Source organism: Tistrella arctica, from assembly GCF_039630945.1.
In the GTDB taxonomy this organism is placed as follows: Bacteria; Pseudomonadota; Alphaproteobacteria; order Tistrellales; family Tistrellaceae; genus Tistrella; species Tistrella bauzanensis.
In genome coordinates this window covers 78,773-101,885 of the sequence record NZ_JBBKTV010000005.1, presented here as the reverse complement: position 1 = coordinate 101,885, position 23,113 = coordinate 78,773, and the positions used below count along the sequence as shown (strand labels likewise).

3 protein-coding genes (1 of these 3 only partly in view) are annotated in these 23,113 nt (G+C 72.0%); all 3 read right to left on the bottom strand.

Going from position 1 to position 23,113, the window contains the following annotated elements:
- Window positions 1–29 precede the first annotated feature (29 nt).
- Window positions 30–5,138 (bottom strand): SDR family NAD(P)-dependent oxidoreductase, encoded by a 5,109-nt coding sequence (locus WG924_RS12205; RefSeq protein WP_345933314.1) that lies wholly within the window; start codon window positions 5,136–5,138, stop codon window positions 30–32.
- 61 nt (window positions 5,139–5,199) lie between these two features.
- Window positions 5,200–10,413: a condensation domain-containing protein gene (locus WG924_RS12200; protein ID WP_345933313.1), complete on the bottom strand. Its 5,214-nt coding sequence runs from the start codon at window positions 10,411–10,413 to the stop codon at window positions 5,200–5,202.
- A gap of 79 nt (window positions 10,414–10,492) precedes the next feature.
- Window positions 10,493–23,113 carry the 3' portion of a non-ribosomal peptide synthetase gene (locus WG924_RS12195; RefSeq protein WP_345933312.1) on the bottom strand. Its footprint extends 3,270 nt past the window's final position, so only the last 12,621 of its 15,891 coding nucleotides appear in the window; the start codon falls outside the window, past its right edge; the stop codon is at window positions 10,493–10,495.

Here is a 23,113-nt window from a genome sequence, read left to right as displayed (position 1 = left end):
GGTCGCCTGATCTGTGCGCATCTGAACGGTCATGCCTCTGCCGGTTCGATTGCGACCAGCCGTGCCAGATCGCGGATGGTGGGGTGGCGGAACAATTCGACCATGCCGACCTCGCGGCCGGCGATGGGGGTCAGCCGGGCACGCATCCGGGCCAGTAGCAGCGAATGCCCGCCGATTTCGAAGAAATTCTCGTGCCGGCCGATCGCCGTCCGGTCGAGCAGGTCGCACCACAGCGCCGCGATCCGGGCTTCCACCGGCCCGCGTGGCGGGTCGGAAGATGCCGGGCCGGCATGGGCCGGGCCGCGGCCGCCCTGTCCGATGTTGTCGCCTGCGCCCTCGGTACCGGACATGCGCACCGCGACCGCGATGGCCCGGCCGAAACGGTCGTGACCGGTGATGGCGCTGGCAGGTGCTGCGGCGTCGATCGCCGGATACAGCCGCATCTGTGGTGCCTGTGGTCGCGGACAGCGCGTGACGGCATGTGCCGCGGGATCATGGGGGCCGGCTTCCACGCCGGCCACGACATGCGGCCGGCCAAGGGCGAGGGCGGCAAGCAGGGCGCGCAGGCCCTGGTTGCGTCCGATCAGCCGATAGCCCAGCGCGCGGGTGCGCAGCCGGGCGGGTTCGGGCGCGCCTTCGGCAAGGCCCAGCCCATCCCACATCGACCAGTCGATGCAGATGGCATGGCTGTGGCCGCGCAGCCGCGCGCCCGCGATCAGCGCCGCCATGCCGGCATTGGCGGCGGCATAGCCGGCCAGTGTCGGCGCGCCGAACAGGCCGTTGACCGAGCCGAAGCCCAGCACCAGCGCCTCGCGATTGCCGGCGACCAGATCGATCAGATTGCGGGTGCCTGTGAGTTTGGCGTCGAGCCAGGGTTTCAGCCCCGCCTGGACATCGCCATCGGCCAGCGCGCCCCGATCGGCCATGCCGTCCCATTGGGCATCCAGCGCGCCGTCGCTGGCCATCTGGATCACGCCGGCAAGCGTGAAGCCCTGCTCATGATCGCCGCCCCAGCGCTCACGCGCGGCGGCGACGGCCCGGCTCAGCGCGGCCTTGTCGGCCACATCCGCCATGGCGGTCATCACCTCGATCCCCGCCGCGCGCAGCCGTGCCAGCCGCGCGGCCTTCACCGGGCAGCCCGCGACATCGCGCCTGGAGACCAGCAGCAGCCGGGCACCGAAGCGCCGGCCCAGCAGCTCGGCGACCTCGACACCGACGCCACCCAGGCCACCGGCGATGAGATAGACACCGCCCGGCCGGATCGGCAGCGGTCGGGGGGTATCCGCGGTCAGATCCAGCGGGTCGAGCCGGCGGGCCAGCCGGCGGCTGCCGCGATGGGCGATGACGGCTTCGGGGTCGTCGGCGACGGCTTCGGCGGCAAGGGCCGCCTCGGTCGTGGCGGCGTCGGCTTGAGGATCCAGGTCGACGATCCGCAGATCGAGCCAGCCGGTTTCCTGTGTGGCCGACAGCGCCCAGGCCGCCAGGGCTGCGGTGTCGGCATCGGGCGCCGGATCACCCTGATCGATGGCGGCAAGTCCGCGCACGGCCAGAACCAGCCGCAGGCGGGTGCCGGCGCATGCCGCCAGCCGGTCGCGCAGACGGGCGATCATCATTGCCGCATCGCCATGGCCGGCGTGGTGGACAAGGGCTGCCGCCCCGTCGACCGGGCGCCGCGCCGCGCGCCGCAGCGCCACCGGCCGCCAGACCGGGCGGTGCAGCGGCAGCGTGACGGCGCCACGGGTGGGGTCGGTGTCGGCCATGGCAGGGCCGGCGACCAGATTGCCCAGCCGCCCGGCTTCGACCTCGGCGCGGATGCGGGCGCGCTGGATCTTGCCGATGGCGGTTTTGGGCACATCCTCGCGCCGCACCGCGATCACCGCCGCCGGCGCCACGCCCAGCCGGCGGGCGATGCGGGCGCGGATGGCGGGGGCCGGGTCGTCGCCGCCGGACGCCGCCGGCACATAGGTCACGATCAGATGATCGGTGTCGGCGCCGGGCGGGCGATGGGCGAAGGCCGCGGTCCATGACACCGCCACGCCCGGCACCTCTTCGGCCACTGCTTCCACCTCATGGGCATGCAGATTGCGGCCATTGACGATGATGCTGTCCTTCGACCGGCCGGTGATGCGCAGGCCGCCATTGCCGCTTGTGCCGTCATCGGCCACGAAGCCCAGATCGCCGGTGTCGAACCAGCCATCGGGGGTGAAGGCCTCGGCATTGGCATGCGGGTTGGCCAGATAGCCCGGCGTCACCGTCGGTCCCTTGATCTGCAGGCGCCCGATCATCAGGGGCGCCGATGCCGGGCCGGCGCCGGGCTGGGGCCGGGCCTCGAAGATCCGCATGGCGGTGCCGGGTACGGGGCCGCCCAGATCGGCCGCGACATCGTCGTCGCTGGTATCGTCCAGGCCGAAGCCGTCGGCGCAGATCACGGCTGAACAGGTTTCGGACATGCCCCATTCGGGCTTCATCACCTGTGGCCCCAGGCCGTGGGGTTCAAGCAGGCTGATGAAACGGCGTGCGGTGCGCGGCACGATCGCCTCGCCGGCATTGATCAACACGCGCAGGCGGTGCAGGTCGATATCGGCGGGCGGCGCATCGGCGCGGTCGAGCGCCGCGACCACCAGCCCGAAGGCGAAATTCGGCGCCCAACTGACCGTGACGCCAAGCCGGCTCATCCAGCGCGGCCAGCGCAGCGGATCGGCCAGAACCAGATCGATCGGGGCATGATACTGGCTGGCGCCGGCGGCCAGATCGCGCAGATGGAACATGACCACCGCGCCGACATGGTCGAGCGGCATCCAGTTGAGCGAGACATCGGCCGGGCCATAGCCGCGATGCAGGATGGTGGCGGTGGTCCGCGCGATCAATGTGCGATGGGTCTGGACAACCGCCTTGGGTGCACCGGTCGAGCCCGAGGTCAGCAACAGGATCGCCGGCGCATCCGGGCTGGCTGCATGGGCCTCCACGACCGGCCTGCCATTGGCGACCGCGCCGATGTCGATCACGGTCCCTGCGGGGTCGGCACCGTCGGGGTCGGCCTCGTGACCGCGCAGGAAACCGGCGATCGCCGGCGCCTGACCCTGGTCGACCAGCACCGCCGGCCGGCCCAGCAACTGCCGCACCTGCACCAGCTTCATGGCGTTGCCGTCATCCGCCGACCAGTCGGCGGCGACCGACACCGGCACCGGCACGGCGCCCAGGATCTGAGCCGCCCAGAAGCCGGTGAGATAATCGGCGATATCGGCGACCACCAGCAGCAGCCGGTCGCCGGCCGAAACCCCCGCCAGGGCGAGGCCGCCGGCCATGGCCTGTGCGCGCTGGCGGAACGCCGCCTGACTGACGGCATCGACCGTGCCGTCACCGTCGCGGATCACACCCACCATGCCAGCGGGTACCGTGCCGGCGGCGTGGTCCAGAATGTCGACCAGACGGGTGAAGATCGGCGCGGGCAGCGGCGCGCCGCTGCGGATGATCGTGACCGGCGCCAGATCGGCGGGGGGCGGTGCCGCCGGCGGTGGCGGCGGCAGCAGAGCCAGGGTTTCGATCGCCACGCCTTCGGGGGTGGCAATATCGTCCGGCACGGCATTAAGGCCGGCGGAGAGGACGGCAACCCCGGTCGCGGCCAGTCGTGCGGCCGCCATGTCGAGCAAGGCCGTGTCGACGGCGGGCAGGGCATCGAGGGCGATGATGTCGATCTCGCCGGATGCGGTGAGCGGCAGGTGGTCGACCAGTTGAACGATGTGAGGCCGCTGATGGCGCGGCAGATGGGTGATGATGGCGGCCCAGGCGCGATCCGGGGCGCCCGACGCGACCACTGCCGCCGCAAGCACCGGACCGGCCGGCGATGAACGCCACCGCAGATGCGCATCGGCGATGCCGGTCAACCGGGCGATGTGTGTCTCGACAGCCAGCGGCATGATCAGCCGGCCGGCATGGTAATGGCCGCCATCGGGGCGCTGTGTCACCTCAAGCAACCCGTCGCGGGTGCGGCGCCCGGCATCGCCGGTGGCGGCCCAGGGCAGGTCGTCGGCGGGCGCATCCGGTGCCGCATCGTCGCCGGCCGGGGCGCGATACTCGATCCGCCCGACGATGCCGGCGGGCACCGGCCGGCCGGCGCCATCGACCAGCCGCAGCCGGCCTTTGGCCAGCGGCCGGCCGGCCGCGGCCGTGCCGGCGGCAGCGGTGATCTGCGCCGGATCGATCGTCCAGGCCGCGAGGGGTGCGCCGGCCATGACGGCGTAATGGCAGAGCATCCGCACGCCCGGCAGCCGATCGGCCAGACGCCGGATCAGGGCTGCCGGCACCGGCGTTCCGCCGAAATCGATCACCGCCAGCCGGTCGAGAGGGCCGGATGCCCCGCCCGCGGCATCCAGCAGCCGTCCCACGGCCTGCGGGGCGGCCGCCAGAATTCGGGCGCCGGCGCAGGCGGCAAGCGCGGCTGCCGGTGCCTGTTCCGGATCGCCGGCATCGATCGTCGTCGTGCCGGTCGCGGCCGCCCAGAGCAGCGCCGACAGGCTGTCGGGGGCATCGCTGCCGGCATCGACCGCCAGGGCGGCATCATCCGTCAGCCCGACGGCGGTGACCGCCTGATCCAGCAGCGCGATCCGGCCTGTCACCGCCACGGTGACGAGGCGGCAGCCATCGGCGATCAGCAGCCGGCCGGGAATGACGGGCGCCGTTGGGGGCGCATCGGCCGTGCTGCTGAGCGGCCAGGGCAGATGTCCGGCGTCAGATGCCGTATCGGAACCGACCCGCCATTGCCCGCCGGCCATGTCGAGCGCGGCGGTGACATGGCCGGCCGGGTCGTCGGCCGCAAACACCAGTGCGTCGGCGCCCAGGCTGAGGATGGACGCGATCGCACCTGCCCGCATCTGCGGCGGTCCGCCGGCCACCCCGAGCACGTGCCCGGGCCCGACACCCCGCGCGGCCAGCGCGGAGCGGGCCGCCGCGGCATCGGGAAGGGCCGTCAGAATGGCGGCGACCAGACCAGCCATGTCGGTGGGCACCGGTCTGCCCCGCATGGCCTGAGGGGCGGGTGCACGCGCGGCGAGGCTGCGTTCCAGCAAGGCGCGGCGAGCCGGGTCGAGGGCCGCCAGACGGGCCGCCAACGCCGCGCGATCGGCCGTGTCTCCGCTCATCTCATTCCTCCCTCGAACCGTCTCGGTCTGTCGTGACGCGGCATGCCGCCGTCCTGCTCGTTCACCAGCCGTCATCGACGGCGGTATCGACATCGGCATCCAACGGAATGGACGACATCGGCGCATCAACTTCAACCGAAAGTCGCATGACGAGGTCGGCGAACCGCTCTCCCATCATCGCGATCGTGGCCGTGTCGAACAGGTCGGTGGCATATTCGAACAACGCCCGTTGTCCGGTCTGCGGATCGCAGCCGCTGTCGGCGGCCACGGCCGGGTCGGGCACGACCGACAGGGTCAGATCGAATTTCGCGGTGGCGGTGTCGGCCGCCAGCGGTGCCAAAGTGAGGCCGGGCAGCGCCGGGCCTGTCGGCCGTGCCGCCGCGCGCCCGGCGTTCTGCACCACGAACAACACCTGAAACAGCGCATTCCGTGCCGGGTCGCGGGGCACGCCCAGTTCCTCCACCAGCCGCTCGAACGGCAGATCCTGGCGGGCGAAGGCCTGATTGGCGTCGTCGCGCACGATCCTGACCGCGTCGCGCAGCGATGTGTCGGCGCCGATATCGCTGCGGATCGCCAGGGTGTTGGCGAAGAAGCCGATCATCGGCTCAAGCTCGGGGCGGGTGCGGTTGGCGATCGGCGTGCCGATGCAGAAATCGCTCTGGCCGGCATAGCGGCCCAGCAGATGGCGGAAGATCGCCAGCAGCACCATGAACAGGCTGGCGCGTTCGGCACGCCCGAGCGTGAGCAGGCGGTCGATGGCCGCCGGGTCGAGGGGCAGATCGATCAATCCGCCCTGGCCGCTTGGCGCCGGTGGCCGCGGCCGGTCGGTCGGCAGCATCAGGTCGGGCACGCCGGCCAGCCGGTCGCGCCACCAGCCGATCAGCGTGTCCAGCCGGTCGCCGTCGAACCGCCGGCGCTGCCAGACCGCGACATCGGGCATCTGAACCGGCAGCGGCAGCGGCGTCGGTGTCAGGCCCTGGGCAAAGGCTGTGTAGAACCGGCCCAACTCGTCCATCAGCACGCCCATCGACCAGCCGTCGGAGGCGATGTGGTGCTTGGTGATCAGCAGCAGATGGCTGTCGGGGGCGATACGGACCAGCCCGGCGCGGAACGGGATGTCGCGCGCGAGGTCGAAGGGTGTGCGGGCCTCGGCCTCGGCCATATGCCGCGCCTGCACCTGGGCCTCGGCCGTGTCGGGGCCCTGTGCCGCAAGATCGGTCACCGGCAGCAGGATGGCGGCGGATGGCGCCGGACGCACGATCTGGCGTGGTTCGCCGCCAACGGCCTGGAAGACGGTGCGCAAGGCTTCGTGGCGGCTGACGATCAGATGGATGGCGCGGGCGAGGGCATCGGTATCGAGCGGCCCTCGCAGCATCAGCGCCATCGGCATGTTGTAGCTGGCGCTGCCGGGATCCAGTTGATCCAGGAACCAGACCCGTGCCTGCGCGAAGGACAGCGGCAACCCGCTTTCAGGACGTCCCGCCCATGGGATGGGGCCGGCATCGTCGTCGCCGGCAGCCCCCTGTGCGGCGGCATCGGTGGCCATGCGCGCGGTTTCCGCGGCCTCGACCAGTGCCGCCAGGTGGGCGACGGTCGGATCGTCGAGGAAGCTGTCGAGCGGGACATCGACCTTCAGGCGCTCGGCGATCCGCGACACCACCTGGGTCGCCAGCAGCGAATGCCCGCCCAGATCGTAGAAATCATCCTGTGCGCCGATCCGGTCGATGCCGAGCAGGCGTTGCCAGATCTGCGCCACCGCCCGTTCGGCATCGGTGCGCGGCGCCACATAGGCGGTGCCCAGCGCCGGGCGGGCATGGGCTCGGTCGGTTTCGGCCAGGAAAGCCCGGGCGCGCAGCGGATCCTGCGCCACCAGCCGGGTCAGGTCATGCTGCGACACGGCGATGCGCGGCGCCGACTGGCCGGCGGCGCGGCGCATGGCCAGCCGGCCCTCGGCGTCGGTCAGCCCGTCCGAGATATAGTCGCTGGTGGCAATGCCGGTGCGGTCGGCCCAGCGCGCCAGCGCCGCCACCGACATGCCGCTGTCGCGCCAGTCGGACCAGTTGATCGCCACCGTGGCACCGGGACGGGCCGGATCGGCCGCGCGGGCCCGGGCGAAGATATCGATGAACTCATTCGCCGCCGCATAGCCCACCTGCCCGAATTTGACATGATAGAGCGATGTGCCCAGCGACGAGCAGATCAGGAACAGCGACAGCGGGTCAGTGGCGGTCAGGGCGTCGAGCACCAGCGTGCCGTGCAGCTTGGCGGCCATCACCGCATCGGTCCGTGCCCGTGCCCGGCCGTGAATGACACCCTCGTAATCGGCAAGCCCGGCCGCGTGCAGCACGGCGGTGACCGGCCCGAAGCGGTCGCGCGCCACGCGCAGCACCCGGTCCATCGCCGGCTGATCGGCCACATCGGCTGTGGCCACCATCACCGCCGTGCCCTGGGCGGTGATCGCCTTCAGCCGGATGATCGCCCGCGCCACCGCGCCGTCATCGCCGTTTTCCGCCAGCCAGTCATCCCAATCCGCCGGGTCGGGGAATACCGACCGTCCGATCAGGACCAGCGCGCCATCGGGCGCCTCGGCCGCGACCTCTTCGGCGAAGGCGAGCCCCATGCCGCCAAGCCCGCCGGTGATCACGGTCACGCCGCCGGTCGGGAAGCGCGGGCGACCATTGCCGGCCAGCCGCCGTGGTGCATGATCGGGCACGAACCGCCGGCCACCGCGCCAGGTGGTGACACGCGGTGCCTCGACGCTGTCGGTCGCGGCCAGTTCCTGCAACAACCGGTCGGCGATGCCGGCGGCGGCACCAGTGCCGGGATCGGTGACGCGCGCGACGATCCGGTCATATTCCTGCGACACGATCCTGGCGGCACCCAGCAACGGCGCATGATCGGGCCGGATCTCGCTGTCATCGGTCACCGCCAGCAGCCGGTCGGCCGCGACCAGCAGCCGCCGGTGCATGCCGCCACCGGGGCTGGCCAGGGCCTGCAACAGATGCAGCAGCGCGTGCAGGCCAAGGGTCTGCACGGTATCGATCTGCCCGGCATCCGCGGACCGGGCGCCGCGCCCTTCCAGCGCCCAGCCATGCAGGATGGTGGCGGGATCGCGGCCCCCGGCCGCCAGATCGGCGGCCAGCCGCCGGAACTGCGCCGGATCGGCCGGATCGAGGGTGATATGGTCGGGGGCCACCTCGCCATAATCCGCGCCCGGCGTGACCAGCGTCACCTGCCGTCCACCGGCCCGCAACCGTTCAGCGATCAGCGCGGACACGCCCAGCCCGTCGGCCAGGATCAGTACCGGGCCGGGGATGGCTGCGGCGGCATCCGTGGTGTCGATATCCGGGCCGGCGATCTCGCGCCAGCCGGGCAGCCAGAACCAGTCGGCCGGATCGGCAAGCCGGGGTGGCAGGGCCAGCGGATCATCGGCGCCGGCGGTCATGTCGCGTGGCTGCGGGCGCGGGATCTCGAAATGGGTATGCTCGAACGGATAACCGGGCAGGGGCACCCGACGCCGGCCGGCACCATACAGACGGGCCGGATCGACACCGGCACCCTGCGTCCAGGCGGTGGCGATCAACCGCAGAAGGGCCGTCTGATCGTCACCATCCGATGCCAGCCGCACCACCGGTCCGGCGGCGGATCGGGCGGGATCCGCCACCTCCAGGCCAAGGGCCGTCAGCCGCTGGCGCAGGGCTGCGTCGTCCGTCGTCAGCGCCACGGTCACCGGCGTGTCGGCGGCGATGCCGTCGATCGCCTGGAAAGCTCCCGCGCCATCGGGTAGCAGCACCCGGCGGTGGGCAAAGCTGGCGCGGCCGGCCAGCAGGGTGAAACCGGCATCGGCACAGGGCGCGACGCCGGCCATGGCCGCGGTCAGACGGTCGAGAGCGGCGGCGCTGCGGGCCGACAGGAACAGCGGCACCGGCATTGCCGCCGGCGGCTGCACGGGGCCGGGCGCCTGTTCGATCACCAGATGAGCATTGCTGCCGCCCATGCCGAAGGAACTGACACCCGCCCGGCGCGGGCCGGCAATGGCTGGCCAGGGCTGGGTTTCGGTGACCAGACGGAAGGGCGTGGCATCAAGGTCGAGCGCCGGGTTCGGCCGGTCGGCATGAAGCGTTGCCGGCACGATGCCGGTTTCCACCGCGCGCACCGCCTTGATCAGCCCGACCACACCGGCCGCGGCATTCAGATGGCCCAGATTGCCTTTGATCGAGCCCAGCAGGCAGCGGCCGCGCGGGGCGTCGCGTCCGAAGGCGCGGGTCAGGGCCTGAACCTCGATCGGGTCGCCGATCGGCGTGGCGGTGCCATGGGCTTCGATCATGCCGATATCGGCGGGGTCGATCCCGGCCAGGGCCAACGCCTCGGCGATCACCTCGGCCTGACCGTCGACGCCCGGGGCGGTGAAACCGATCCGCGCCGCGCCGTCATTGTTGGTGGCCGAACCACGGATCACCGCATGGACATGATCGCGATCGGTAAGCGCGTCTTCCAACCGCTTCAGCACCACCACGCCGCCGCCCGATCCGGGCACCGTGCCGGCGGCTTCGGCCGAAAACGGCCGGCAGCGGCCATCGGGGCTGAGGATCATGCCCGGCTGATACCAATAGCCGGTGGGGCTGGGCAGGTCGATCGACACGCCGCCGGCCAGCGCCATGCGGCATTCGCCGGCGATCAGCGCCTGCACGGCCATATGGACCGCGACCAGTGAGGTGGAACAGGCGGTCTGCACATCCACCGCCGGGCCGCGCAGATCCAGGTCATAGGCGACGCGCGCCACCAGGCTGTCGCCGGAATTGGCCAGAACCGCTTCGAAGGGTGTCGCCAGATCGGCGAGGGCCGGATTGTTGAGCAGATGGGTCAGCAGATAGGTGCTGATGCCGGCGCCGGCATAGATGCCGACACGGCCGACCGGAAGCGGCAGGCCGGCCATGTCCCGGCGGCGGGGGCCATGGCCGGCATGGTCGAGCGCCGCCCAGGCCAGTTCCAGCAGCAGCCGCGCCTGTGGGTCGATCAGCGCGGCTTCGCGCGGCGCATAGCCGAACAGGCCGGCATCGAAGCCGAACGGGTCGTCGAGCAGGCCCTTGCGGCGGACATAGCGCGGATCGGTGATGCCGTCATCGGCGCCAACCTCGCTGATGCCCTCGCGGGCCTCGACCAGCAGCCGGTCCAGCGCTGCCAGATCCCCGGCGCCGGGCACCCGGCAGGCCATGCCGATGACCGCGATATCGGTTTCGGCGGCAATCTCGGTGATATCGTTGGCGGGGATCATCAGCGGAGGCCTTTACGTCCAGGGCAGAGATTGTTCAGGGGTGGCAGTGTCATGCGACGGGGCCGGTTGGGGCCGTCGGTCAGGTGGTGAGCCGCCGTCGCCGGGCGGCCGCAGCCGCCTGACGGCCGCGACCTTCGATCCGGCCGTCGCCCGCGGCCGGGGCGGGAGGGGCTGGCCCGGGCTCCACACCCGTCGCCGTGCGGCCCAGGCGACGGGCGATCAGAGACGCCTGCGACTGGATCGTGGGGCAGGCGAAGAAATCGGTCATGGCCAGGGTGATTCCGAAGGCCATATCCAGCCGGGCACGCAGATCGACCAGCAGCAGCGAATGGCCGCCGACATCGAAGAAGTTGTCGTCCGTCGCGATCTCGCCATGCCCGAGCAGTTCCGTCCAGACCTGAAGCACCCGGGAAGCCGTGTCGTCGGCACTGACGGTGGCCATCGCCGGGGCCGCTGATGTCGACGGCACGGGCGCCGGCAGGCGGCTGCCGTCGATCTTGCCATTGGCGGTGAGTGGCAGGGCGTCGAGCACCATGGCGGCCGACGGCACCATCCAGCGCGGCAACTGCCGGCGCAGATCGGCCAGCACATCGGGCGCGGATACGGTGCCGGTCAGATACAGCACCAGCCGGGCGTCGGCGGTGTCGTCGTCGCGCAGCAGCCGGAGATGGGCCTGCCGGACCCCTGCCAGGGCCAGCGCCGCCGCCTCGATCTCGCCCGGCTCGATCCGATGGCCGCGCAGCTTCATCTGGCTGTCGCCGCGCCGCATGAAGTGCAGGGCGCCGTCGTGGTCGCGGCGCACGATGTCACCGGTGCGATAGAGCCGCCCGCCGGGCCGTGACGCAAACGGATCGGGGCTGAAGCCGTCGGCCGTCCGCCGCGGATCGGTGAGATAGCCGGCGGTGAGGCCGGCGCCGCCCAGATACAGCATCCCCGGCACCCCTGGCGGCACCGGGCGAAGCCCGCTGTCCAGAACATGAGCCGTGGTCCCGGCGATCGGCCGACCAATCGGCACCGCGCCGGCCGCGAGGTCGGCGGCGGTCAGATGGTGGACGGTGGCGAATATCGTGGTCTCGGTGGGGCCATAGATATTGCTGATCCGGGTCTCGGGACAGGACCGGGCCACGGCCCGCACCCAGCGGATCTGGGCGGCTTCGCCGCCGAACAGCAGATGGCGCAAGCCGCCGAAGGCTTCGGGCGCCTGTTCGGCGACCCGGTTGAACAGGGCGGTGGTGATGAACATCAGATCGACGCCGCCTTGCCTCAGCGCCGGCCCCAGCAGCGCCGGATCGGCCAGCACCGGCTGGTCGATGATATGCAGCCGCCCGCCATTCAGCAGCGCGCCCCAGATCTCGAAACTGGCGGCATCGAAGGATGGATTGGCCAGATGGGCGATGATGCTGCCGGCGGTGATGTCGGTATAGCCGCCACCACCGGCAACGCGCACCAGGACCGCCGACCACGGCACGCCGATCGCCTTCGGCCGGCCGGTCGAGCCGGAGGTGAACAGGATCTGGGCCAGAGCGCCGCCGGTGGCCGGGCGCGCCGCCGCCGTTTCCACCGGCCCGCTCGGGCGGCCATCGGCCCCGATGCGGATCATGGGCAGCGCCGAGGCGGCCCAGCCCGGCATGTCGGCGCCATCCGCCAGGATCAGGGCATCGAGCTGCGCATCCCCGGCGATGATCGCCTGCCGCCCGGCCGGATAGGCCGGGTCGATCGGCACCGAGGTGGCGCCGGCCAGCATCACCGCCACCGTCGCGACCACGCCCGCGATCGACCGTTCGGCATAGAGGCCGACCCGGGCGCCGGGCGCAATGCCGGACCCGGCCAGCGCCGCCGCCAGCGCCTCGCCGCGCCCGACCAGTTCGGCATAGTCGACTGTTTGTGTGCCATGGCTGATCGCGATCTGCCGTGGCGCCGCCATGGCATGACGGCGCAGGATCGCGGCGATGTCGCTGGCGCCATCACCGGCCATGGATGCCGGGCCGCTGACCCAGGCCGTCTCGTCGGGCAGCACCAGAGGCAGACCCGCGACCGGCCGCGCCGGATCGGCCAGCAGGGCGGCCAGCACCTGCGTATAGCGCGCGGCGGTTCGTGTGGCGGTGTCGGCATCGAACAGGTCGGTCGCATATTCGATCAGACCGTCGAGCCCGCCATCGGCGCTGTCGGCCAGCATCAGCGACAGATCGGTACGCGCGCCGGTGGTGCGCGCGGCATCGAGGCGGCCGGTCAGGCCCTGGCCCAGATCGAGCCGGTGATCGCCGGCGCGGTCATGCGAGAACATGGTCTGGAACAGCGGCGTGCGCCCGGCGTCGCGCGGCAGGGCCAGACGCTCGACCAGCATGTCGACCGGCAGCGGCCGGGCGGCCAGCACGGCGCGCATCTCGGTGGCCATGCGCCGGATCAGCCCGGTGCCGCTGATCCCCGCCAGATCGGCCCGCACCACCAGGGTCTCGACCAGCAGGGCGACGATATCGGCGGTTTCAGGTCGCAGCCGCTCGGCGGCGGGCAGGCCGATGGCGAAATCGGTGCCGCCGGACAACCCGCCGATCAGGGCGGCATGGGCCGACAGCAGCACCACGGCGGGCGTGGTGTCGAGCCGTGCTGCCAGATGCCGGGCGGCATTGGCCGTGGCCGCATCGATCCCGAACCGGGTGGTGGCGCCCTCGCCCGACCAGCGGGGCGGGCGCGGGCGATCGTGAACCAGATCGAGCGCCGGCACCGCGGCGAGGCTTGCGGCGCGGGCATCGAGCGCCGCCGTCATGCGTGTGGCCATTGCGGGCAGCGCCTCGGCGGTGCCCAGATCGGCGGCCGAGAGGTTGAGTGCGGGCAGATCGGCGGCTGCGCCGGTGCAGGCGGCGCGATACAGCGCCCCCAGATCGCGGGCCAGAACCCCCACCGACCAGCCGTCGCCGGCAACATGATGCAGGCTGGCGACCAGCAGATGATCGTCATCGGCCAGCCGCAGCAACTGGGTCCGGAACACCGGCCCCCGGCCCAGATCGAAGGGCTGGGACAGGGCCTCGTCGACGATCTGACGGCGCACATCATCGCGCTCGGATGGCGCGAGCGCTGCGAGATCGATCAGGGGCAGCGGCCGGAAACCCGGCGGGTCGATGGTCTGGACCGGTTGGCCGCCCGCCAGCGGGAAGCGGGTGCGCAGGGCCTCGTGGCGATGAACCAGCGCTTCCAGCGCCCGGCGCAGGGCGGCGGTGTCGAGCGTGCCGCAGAGGCGCAGCAACAGCGGAATGGTGTGCGCCGGGCCGGGCTCTGCATCGTTCAGGAACAGCATCCGGCGCTGGGCGCGGGTCAGCGGCAGCGGCCGTCCGTCGCGCGGCACGGCAACCGGCGCCGGCAAGGCCGGGACGCCATCGTCCGCCGCCGCATCGATCGTGCGGGCGAGGGCATCCAGCGTCGGCGCATTGAACAGCGCCGGCCAGTCGAGCGTGACACCGAGGCTTGCGGCGACGCGATGGGCAACGCGGGCGACCAGCAGCGAATGGCCGCCGAGCGCGAAGAAATCGTCGCCGCGACCGATGCCGCTGATGCCCAGCACATCGGACCAGATCCGGGCAAGCGCGATTTCGGTGGCGGTTTCCGGCGCGCCGCCACGGCCGGTGGCCTGGGCGAGGTCGGGATCGGGCAGGGCTTTCAGGTTCAGCTTGCCATTGGCGGTCAGCGGCAGCGACGGCACCGGCACGACGGCCTGCGGCAGCATCCAGTCGGGCAGCCGGCTCTTCAGATGAGCGCGCAAGGCGCTGTCATCCGGCACCGACCCGCTTTCGCCGTCGACGACGATCCAGGCGACGAGGACCGGGCTGCCGGTCCCGGCCGGGCTGCGGATCGCCACCGCCGCGTCGGTGATGGCGGGGTGGCTGATGAGGGCGGCCCGGATTTCGGCGGACTCGATCCGGAAACCGCGGATCTTCATCTGGGCATCGATGCGGCCCAGATGGTCCAGCCGGCCATCGCTGCGCCAGCGCCCCAGATCGCCGCTGCGATACAGCCGCATGCCATCGGTGGTGGTGACGAACCGTTCGGCCGTGAGGTCCGGCCGGCCCAGATAGCCCTGGGCGAGCCCGGCGCCGCCGACATGGATTTCACCAGCGGCCCCGACCGGCACCGGCCGGCCGGCGCTGTTTAGCAGATGCAGGCTGAGATCGGGGATCGGCACGCCGATCGGCGCGGTGCCGGTTTCGGCGGCGTGGCCCGCGCGGATGCGGGCGGCGGTGACGTGGACGGTGGTTTCGGTGATGCCATACATGTTGACCAGCACCGGCCGCGCGTCGCCATGGCGGACGAACCAGGGGCCGAGCGTGGCGGCATCCAGCGCCTCGCCGCCGAAGATCACCAGGCGCAGGGCGTCGAGCGCATCGTCGCCGGCCGTCATGGCCGCGGCATCGGCGGCATCGAGCATACCGAAGGCGCTGGGGGTCTGGTTCAGCACGGTCACGCGCTCGGCCGCCAGAAGGCGCCGGAAGCCCGCCGGATCGCGGGCCAGATCATGGTCGACGATCACCAGACGGCCGCCGGTCGCGAGCGGCCCCCAGATCTCCCAGACCGAGAAGTCGAAGGCGGGCGAATGGAACAGCGACCAGACATCGCCGGCACCGAAACCGAACCAGCCTTGCGTGGCATCGATCAGCCGGGCGAGATTGCCCTGGGTGACCACCACGCCCTTGGGCGTGCCGGTGGAGCCGGAGGTGTAGATGACATAGGCAGGCCAGTCGCGCCAGCCGGGTTCCGGCGATGCCGGTGGGTCGATCGCATCGCCCGATGCCGTGGCGGCGGCGGCGTTGATCCGCAGCAATGGCGCGGCGTCCATCGCATTCAGACGGTCGAGCGACGGCGCATCGCCGATCACCGCGCGTGGTGTCGCATGGGCCAGCACCATGTCGATCCGGGCATCGGGATAGACCGGATCGAGTGGCAGATAGGCGGCACCGGCATGATGGACACCCAGCATGGCGGCGACCAGTTCAGGACCGCGCGCCATCAGCAGGGCCACCCGGTCGCCGGCGCCGATACCGGCATCGGCCAGACGGCGCGCGATCCGCCGCGCGGCCAGATCCAGCGCCGCGCGATCGACCGTCCGTGCGCCGTGGCGGATGACGACATCGTCAGGCGCATGGGTGGCCATGCGCAGATGCAGCGGCAGATCGGGGCTGGCGCCCGCAGCGGCGGATGGTGTGTCGAGCCCGGCCGCATCCGCCGCTGCCCCCTGGCCCCGGCTCCAGGCTGCAATCAACTCATGTTCGGCGGCATCGATCACATCGACGGTCGCCAGCCGCGCCTGCGGATCGCGGACCAGCCCGCTCACCGCCCGCACCATCTGGCAGAGCAGCCGGTCGGCGCCGGCGGCATCGATCTGGCCCGGGTCATAGGCGATGTCGATCGCGAACCCGTCGGCGGGCAGGATGGTGACGGTCAGCGGATACTGGGTGCGGCCGTCATAGCGGCTGTCGGTGACGGTGAGGGCGGCTCCGCGATCGTCTGCAGCACCGCCCCGGCCGCGCAGGGCCTCGGCGATGGGATAATTCTCGAAGGCCATGATGCTGTCGAACAGCGGCTGGGTGGCGGCATCGCGGCCGGCCCAGCGCTGGATATGGGCCAGCGGCGCGGCTTCGAAGGGATGGGCGGCGATGCGTGCCGCCTGAAGCCCCGCCAGCCAGTCGCCGATGCGCGCGCGCGGGTCGATCGCCACCCGGATGGCGGTGGTGTTGATGAACAGGCCGACCATGCGCTCCACATCGGCGACCGCATCCGGGCGGCCCGACACGGTGGCGCCGAAGATCACGTCGTTGCGATCGCCATGGCGAGCCAGCACCAGCGCCCAGGCGGCCTGCGCGATGGTGGCCGGCGTTACCCGCAGCAATTGTGCCGTATCGCGCAGCTTTGCCGCATCGGCGGCAGCCAGCCGGGTGGTGACATGGGCGCGGTCGGCTGTTTCGCGGCCATCGGGGCGGGCTGCGGGCAGCGGCTGGGGCGGCGGCAGGCCGTCGAGCGCCGCCCGCCAGAAGGTTTCGTCGCCCAGCGGATCGCGCCCGGCCTGCCAGGCGGCAAACAGCCGCAGGGGTGGCGCCGGCGGCAGATCAGGCATCCGGCCGGCGACCTTGGCGTCATAGGTGGCCAGCACCTCTTCCAGCAGACGGAAGGTCGACCAGCCGTCGAGCAGGGCGTGATGGAAGGTCCAGACCAGGACCGCGTCGCCGCCGGGCAGTTGGTGCAGCGCCAGCCGCCAGGGCGGCATGCGATCCGCCGCGAAGCCGTGCCGACGGTCGGCGGCGCAGGCATCATCGACCGCCGCCTCGGCGGCATCCGGGGCAAGCGGGTGATGGTCGATGATGTCCAGCGCCGTGACACCGCGCTTCAGCACCACGATCAGCGGCCGGTCCAGGCCGCGATGGGCGATCAGGCTGCGCAGCGCTTCATGACGATCGGCGGCCATTGCCCAGGCATCGGCCAGGGCGGCGGCATCGACCGGCGGTTTGATGCGGAAGCGGAACTGTTCGATATACAGGCCGTCGCCGCCCAGGCCCCCGCCACTCAGGCGCTTCAGCAGCAGCCCGTGCTGAAGCGGCGTGGCGGGATAGACGGTGTCGATTGCCGCCGCAGCCACCGGCAGTGCCGCCAGCAGGCCGTCGATCGCCGCCTGATCCAGCCCGGCAAGCGGCAGGTCCGATGGCGTCAGTCCGCCGCTGGCATCGGCCATGCAGGCATCGATGATCGCCCGCAACTGTGCCAGAAGGTCGTCGGCGAAGGCCTCCATGCGTGCGGTCGCCATGCGGGCGCCGGGCCAGGTGACCTCGATGCGGAGCGCGCCATCCATCACCGCGGCACCGATGGTCAGCGCATGGGTGCGCCGGCTGGTCGGGGCCTGAAGGTCGCCGATGGCCTCGGGCGCCGCGCCGAACGCGCTGTCGGTGGCAAGCGCCGCATCGACCTGCCCCAGATAGTTGAAGGCGATCTCTGGCGTGGGCGGCAGGGCCGCCGCCGGCAGCCGGCCGGCACGCACCAGCGGCCCGAAGCCTGCCCCCCGGCGCGGTATGGCGCGCAGATCATCTTTCACCCGGCGCAGGGTCGCGATCGGCGGCTCGTCCGGGTCGGCCGTCAGTCGCACCGGGTGAATGGCGGTGAACCAGCCGATGATCCGCGACGGATCGAATCCCGGAACCAGATCCTCGCGGCCATGGCCTTCGCGGTCGATCAACACCCCCACCGGACCATCGCCGCCCACCGGACCATCGCCGGCCGTGCGGCCCATCAGCCGGGCCAGCGCGCGTGCCACCGCCGCCGCCAGCAGATCGGCGGTATCGGTGCGCCATGCCCGGTTGGCGGCCCGCAATGCCGATGCGGTGCGGGCTTCATCCAGCACCCGCAAGGTCGCGCGCGCGTCCATCACCCGATCGGGGGCGGTCGCATCATCGACCGGCAGTGCCGTGTGGTCGGCCCTGGCGGCCAAAGCGAGGGCGCGCCAATGACCCGCTTCGTCGTCGAAGCCTCCATCGGCCGCGCGGGCGGCAAGGGCGCCGGCCCAGCGGGTGAAGGCGGGGGCCGCATCGCCGTGGGCCGCGTCGCCGTCGCTGGCGTCCGGACGGTCGAGGTCATCGCGCATATCGTCGAGCAGCAGCCGCCACGACACGGCATCGATCACCAGATGATGGGCGACGATCAGCAGCCGGTCGGCCTGTAAGGGATGGGCGCCATCCGCCTGCCGGCCATGCGGCGCCATGACATAGCGTACCACCCGCAGCAGCGGCCCGGTCGCCAGATCCAGCCGCGCCTGGGTGGCGGCGGCATGGACGGTGAGGGCGGCATCGCGGCGGGCGGCGGTGTCGTGGCTGCCAAGATCGACGGTCTCGAAACCGATGGCGCCGTCGACGGTGCCGACCCGCATGGTCATGCAGCCGGTGGCATCCGTGGTGAAGCGCAGGCGCAGCGCGTCGTGACGGCCGGCCAGCCGCTCCAGCGCCCGGGCGATGCGCGCATCCGCCATCGCCGGTGGCAGGGTCAGCAGGATCGCCTGATTGAAATGATGCGGATCGCCGGTCGCGCGGTCGAAGAACCACGACTGAATCGCGGTCAGCGGCACCGGGCCATCAACCGGCTGGGAGGCGGCATGGCCGGTATCGGCGGGCAGGCGCGCGTCCAGCGCCGCGGCCAGCCGGGCGATGGTCTGGTGTTCGAACAGATCGCGGACCGCCAGCACCAGCCCGGCCTTGCGGGCCCGGGCGGCGACCTGGATCGACAGGATCGAATCGCCGCCGCTTTCAAAGAAATTGTCGTCGCGGCCGATCTGGTCCAGCGCCAGAACCTCGCACCAGATCCGCGCCAGCAGGTGTTCGGTGGCACCGTCGATCGTTTTGCTCGCGGGGCTGGCGGCTGCACCGGGCTGCCGTTTCAGCCGTGCGATCAGGGCTTTGCGGTCGACCTTGCCATTGGGGGTCAGCGGCAGGGCGGGCAGGGTGATGATCTCGGCCGGCACCATCGCATCGGGCAGGCGGCGGCGCAGCCGGTCGCGCAGTCGCGCGGCCAGCCGGCGGCCGGCGCCGGCGCGCAGCGGATCGGTGATCAGCGGCCGGTCGGCCATCAGGTCGGTGGGTATCGGGTCGGCGGGTTGCCAGATCGGCCCCGCATTGTCGGCATCACGGCCCGCATCGGGGCGGGTGATCAGCACATGCATATGGGCGGGGTCGGCTGCCCAGGTTGCATGCAGGGTCAGCCCGGCGGCTTCGGCCCCGGCCCATAGTGCTTCGGGATCGACGGCGTCGGCGGCATCGGCGGCGGCACCGGCGGCGATCGCGGCGGCGCTGGCCGCGGCACCGGCCGACAGCCGGGCGGCGGCGGCCATGTCGGCGGCCACACGGGCATTGGGCAGGTCGCGGATCTCGATCGCCCGGGCCTCACCGCCGGCTATGGCGGTGCAGGCGGCGGCGAAGCCCGCCATACCGGTGCGGCCCCAATCCAGTGTCCGGTCGGCGGTCAACGGCGCGGGCGCCGGGCCGGCTGCCTGCGCGTGAATGACCACGTCATAGCGGAAGCGGGTCATCTCGGTGCGGTCGCGGCCGCGCTTCAGCCGGATCTCGACCGCGGCGATGCCGGCCAGCCGGTCCGGCAGGCTGCGGAACCACAATGGATCGACCAGCAATTCCTTCTCGGCCGCCAGCGCATCGGCCACCCGCGCCGCCAGTGCGTCGGCGTCGGTGGCGGCCGGCGCCTGATGCAGCGCGATCGAGGTCTGGAACCCGGCCTCGACATGGGCGGCGCGGATGTCGCCGATGAACAGGTGCCCGCCGGGCTCCAGGGCGTCCAGCGCGCCGCGGATCACCCGCAGCAGATAGTCTTCGCCCGGAAAATACTGGATGACCGAGTTGATCACGATCGCCGGCCAGCGGCCATCGGCGCCGGGACCGGCCGGCCGGCCGGCCATGTCGTCGGCGGCGCGGCGTTCCACGCTGACATGATCCAGGCCACGGGCCGCGGTTTCCACCGCCAGCCGCTCCACCGCCTCACCTGAGAAATCGGTGGCGTGATAGCGGCGCATGCCGCCCGCGAGCTTCCACAGCAGCAGGCCGCTGCCGCAGCCGATCTCCCACAGCGCATCGGCGCCGAGTGCCGTGATCCGCGCGACGGTGGCATCGCGCCACGCCGCCATCCAGGCGGCCGGGATCGGCTGGCGGTCATAGCTGCTGGTCCAGCCGCCGATGCGGAACAGCGGGTCGTCGTCATCGGGGGCGCCATAGGTGTCGGCATAGAGGCTGCGCCATTCCTCGGCGCGTTCCGCCTCACGCGCGGCGCGGTCGGTTTCGGCCTGTGCGGCGGCATCGTCATCGGCGACCACGAACGCCACCAGCCGGTCCGCCGCCTGGCCGGTCTGGCCTGCCTGGGCCAGCATCACGACCGCGGCCTGCACGGCCGGGTCGTCGCGCAGCGCGGTTTCGACTTCGCCCGGTTCGATCCGGTGGCCGCGCAGCTTGACCTGGGCATCGGCGCGGCCGATGAAATCCAGCCGGCCATCCATGCGCCGCACCACCATGTCGCCGGTGCGATAGAGCCGGGCGCCGGGGGTGTCGGACAGGGGATCGGGCACGAAGGCCGCGGCCGTCAGATCGGGCCGGCCCAGATAACCACGGGCCAGCCCGGCGCCACCAAGACAGAGTTCGCCGGCCACGCCAAAGCCCACCGGCCGCATCTGACGGTCCAGGACATGGGCGATGAAGCCGTCGATCGGCTGGCCGATACCGGGCGCGCGGCCGGCCAGAATATCGGCCGGGTCGATATCGCCGGCGGTCGCGACCACGGCGGCTTCGGTGGGGCCGTAGTGATTGACCAGCCGCACGCCCGCCATCCGGGGGGCTGCCGCCAGCCGCTCGCCGCCGGTCAGCAGCAGGTCGAGCGTCAGCCCCGCCGGGCGCGGCGCGGCCAGCAGCGGCCCGGCCAGCGGCGTCGGCACGAAGGCCTGGGTGACGCCATGGCGGATGAACGCGGCCAGCAGCAGATCGGGGTCGCGGGTGGCGCCGGGCGCCGGCAGAACCAGGCTGGCACCGGCGGCCAGGGCCGGCCAGATCTCCCACACCGCCGCATCGAAGGCGAGCCCGGCGACCTGGGCCATGCGGGTGGCGGCATCGGGCGCATAGGCCCGTCGGTGCCAGGCGATCAGATTGGCGAGCCCGCCATGACTGACCGCAACCCCCTTGGGCGTGCCGGTCGAGCCCGAGGTATAGACGACATAGGCGAGGTGATCGGGATGGGGTGCTGCTGCCGGCAGCGCCTGGGCGGCGGTATCGCCGGGTGCGTCGTCGTCGTGGCCGGGATCGGTCACGGTCAGCACCCGGGCCGCGGCGGCGGCGCGGGCGGCCTGATCGGGTGCGGCCAGGATCAGCGCCATGCCGGCATCGGCGGCCTGCCAGATGATCCGGTCATCGGGATAGCGGGTGTCCATCGGCACATAGGCGCCGCCGGCCTTCATCACCGCGAGCGCCGCGACCACCATGGCGGGGGAGCGGTCGAACAGCAGGCCGACCCGGTCTTCGGGCACAAGGCCGGCAGCGCGCAACCGGGCGGCCAGACGGTCCGAAGCGGCGGCGAGTGCCGCACGGCTGATCGCCGGGCCGTCGCCATGCAGGATCGCCGCCGCATCCGGATCGGCCGCCGCGGCGGCGGCGATCAGGGTCACCACATCCAGGGCCGGCAGCGGGGCCGGCCCATGCGACAGGCGGGCGATGGCGGCGGCCTCGTCGTCCGTTGTGGCCGGCAGGGCGGACAGGCGCGTGTGGGGCGCGTTCAAGGCCGCGTCGAGCAGGGCTTCATAGCGGGCGAGCAGGCGGTCGATGCCGGCCTGATCGAACAGATCGGTGGCGTAATAGGCGACGAGGTCATAGCCATGGGGCGCCGGCCAGACGTGAAGTTCCAGATCGAAGCGGGTGCGGGTCACCTCGCGGTCGACGGTGCGGATCTCCAGGCCATCGAGGGCGAGCGGCGGCATATCGGCGTTCTGGACCGCGAAGGCGATCTGGAACAACGGGTTGCGATCCAGCGCGCGATCGGGTTCCAGGGCCTCGACCAGCACCTCGAAAGGCAGATCCTGATGGGCCTGGGCATCCAGAACCGTTGCCCGCACCCGGTCGGTCAGGGTGGCGAAATCCGGATCGTCGGCAAAGCGGCTGCGCAGCACCAATGCGTTGACGAAGAAGCCGATCAGCCCTTCGGTGTCGGGATGGGTGCGATTGGCGATCGGCGCGCCCACCGCCACGTCAGTGGTGCCGGCCATGCGGCCGATCAGCGCCTGAAACGCCGCCAGCAGCACCACGAAGGGGGTTGCGCGGTGGCGGCGTGCAGCGGTATCGACCGCGTCCGAGACCGTCTGCGGCAGCGGCCGGCGGGTCAGCGCGCCCTGATAGCTCTGCACGGCCGGGCGCGGCCGGTCGGTTGCGAGCGCCGGGCTGCTCAGGTCGTCAAGCTGGCGGCGCCAATAGTCCAGATGGCCGGCCAGCACCGCGCCGGTCAGCCGCTGGCGCTGCCAGACCGCGACATCGGCATAGGCGACGGGCAAGGGCGGCAGAGGATCGGGCCGGCCGGCGCTGAAGGCCGCATAGAGCGCTGCCAATTCGCGCACCAGCACGCCGATCGACCAGCCGTCGGAGGCGATGTGATGCAGGGTGGCGAGCAGGACATGGGCATCCGGCGCCAGCCGGATCAGCCGGGTGCGCAGCTTCAGCGGCTGCGAGAGGTCGAAGGGGGTTTCGGCATCCTCGACCGCGCGGCGCGACACCGCGTCATGCTGCGTGTCGGGCGCCAGATGCGACAGATCTTCCACCGGCAGCACCCAATCCGCGGCGGCCGGCATGATCTGCTGCACGGGATGGCCGTCATGATCGAGGATCGCGCTGCGCAGCACCGCATGGCGGCGGGTGATGGCGGCGAAGCTGCGGGCCAGCGCCGCCACATCCAGCCGCCCGGTCAGGCGGATGGCGGCCGGCATGTTATAGGCGCCGCGCGCCGGGCTGAGCTGATCGATGAACCACAGCCGTTCCTGCGCGAAGGACAGGGGCCATGTACCGCCGTCGGGATCGTCGCCCAGGCTGCGCGGGATGGGCTGCTGAACGGCGCGAGCCACACCGCCCGCCCGATCGATCACCGCCGCCAGATCGGCCAGCACCGGCGCCTCGAAGATCCGCGCGACGGCGAGGTCGACGGCGAG

What these genes read in the sequence shown, in the direction of transcription:
- WG924_RS12205 (WP_345933314.1), bottom strand. Translation starts at nt 5,138, where the DNA reads ATGAGCGGAGACACGGCCGATCGCGCGGCGTTGGCGGCCCGTCTGGCG.
- WG924_RS12200 (WP_345933313.1), bottom strand. Translation starts at nt 10,413, where the DNA reads ATGATCCCCGCCAACGATATCACCGAGATTGCCGCCGAAACCGATATC.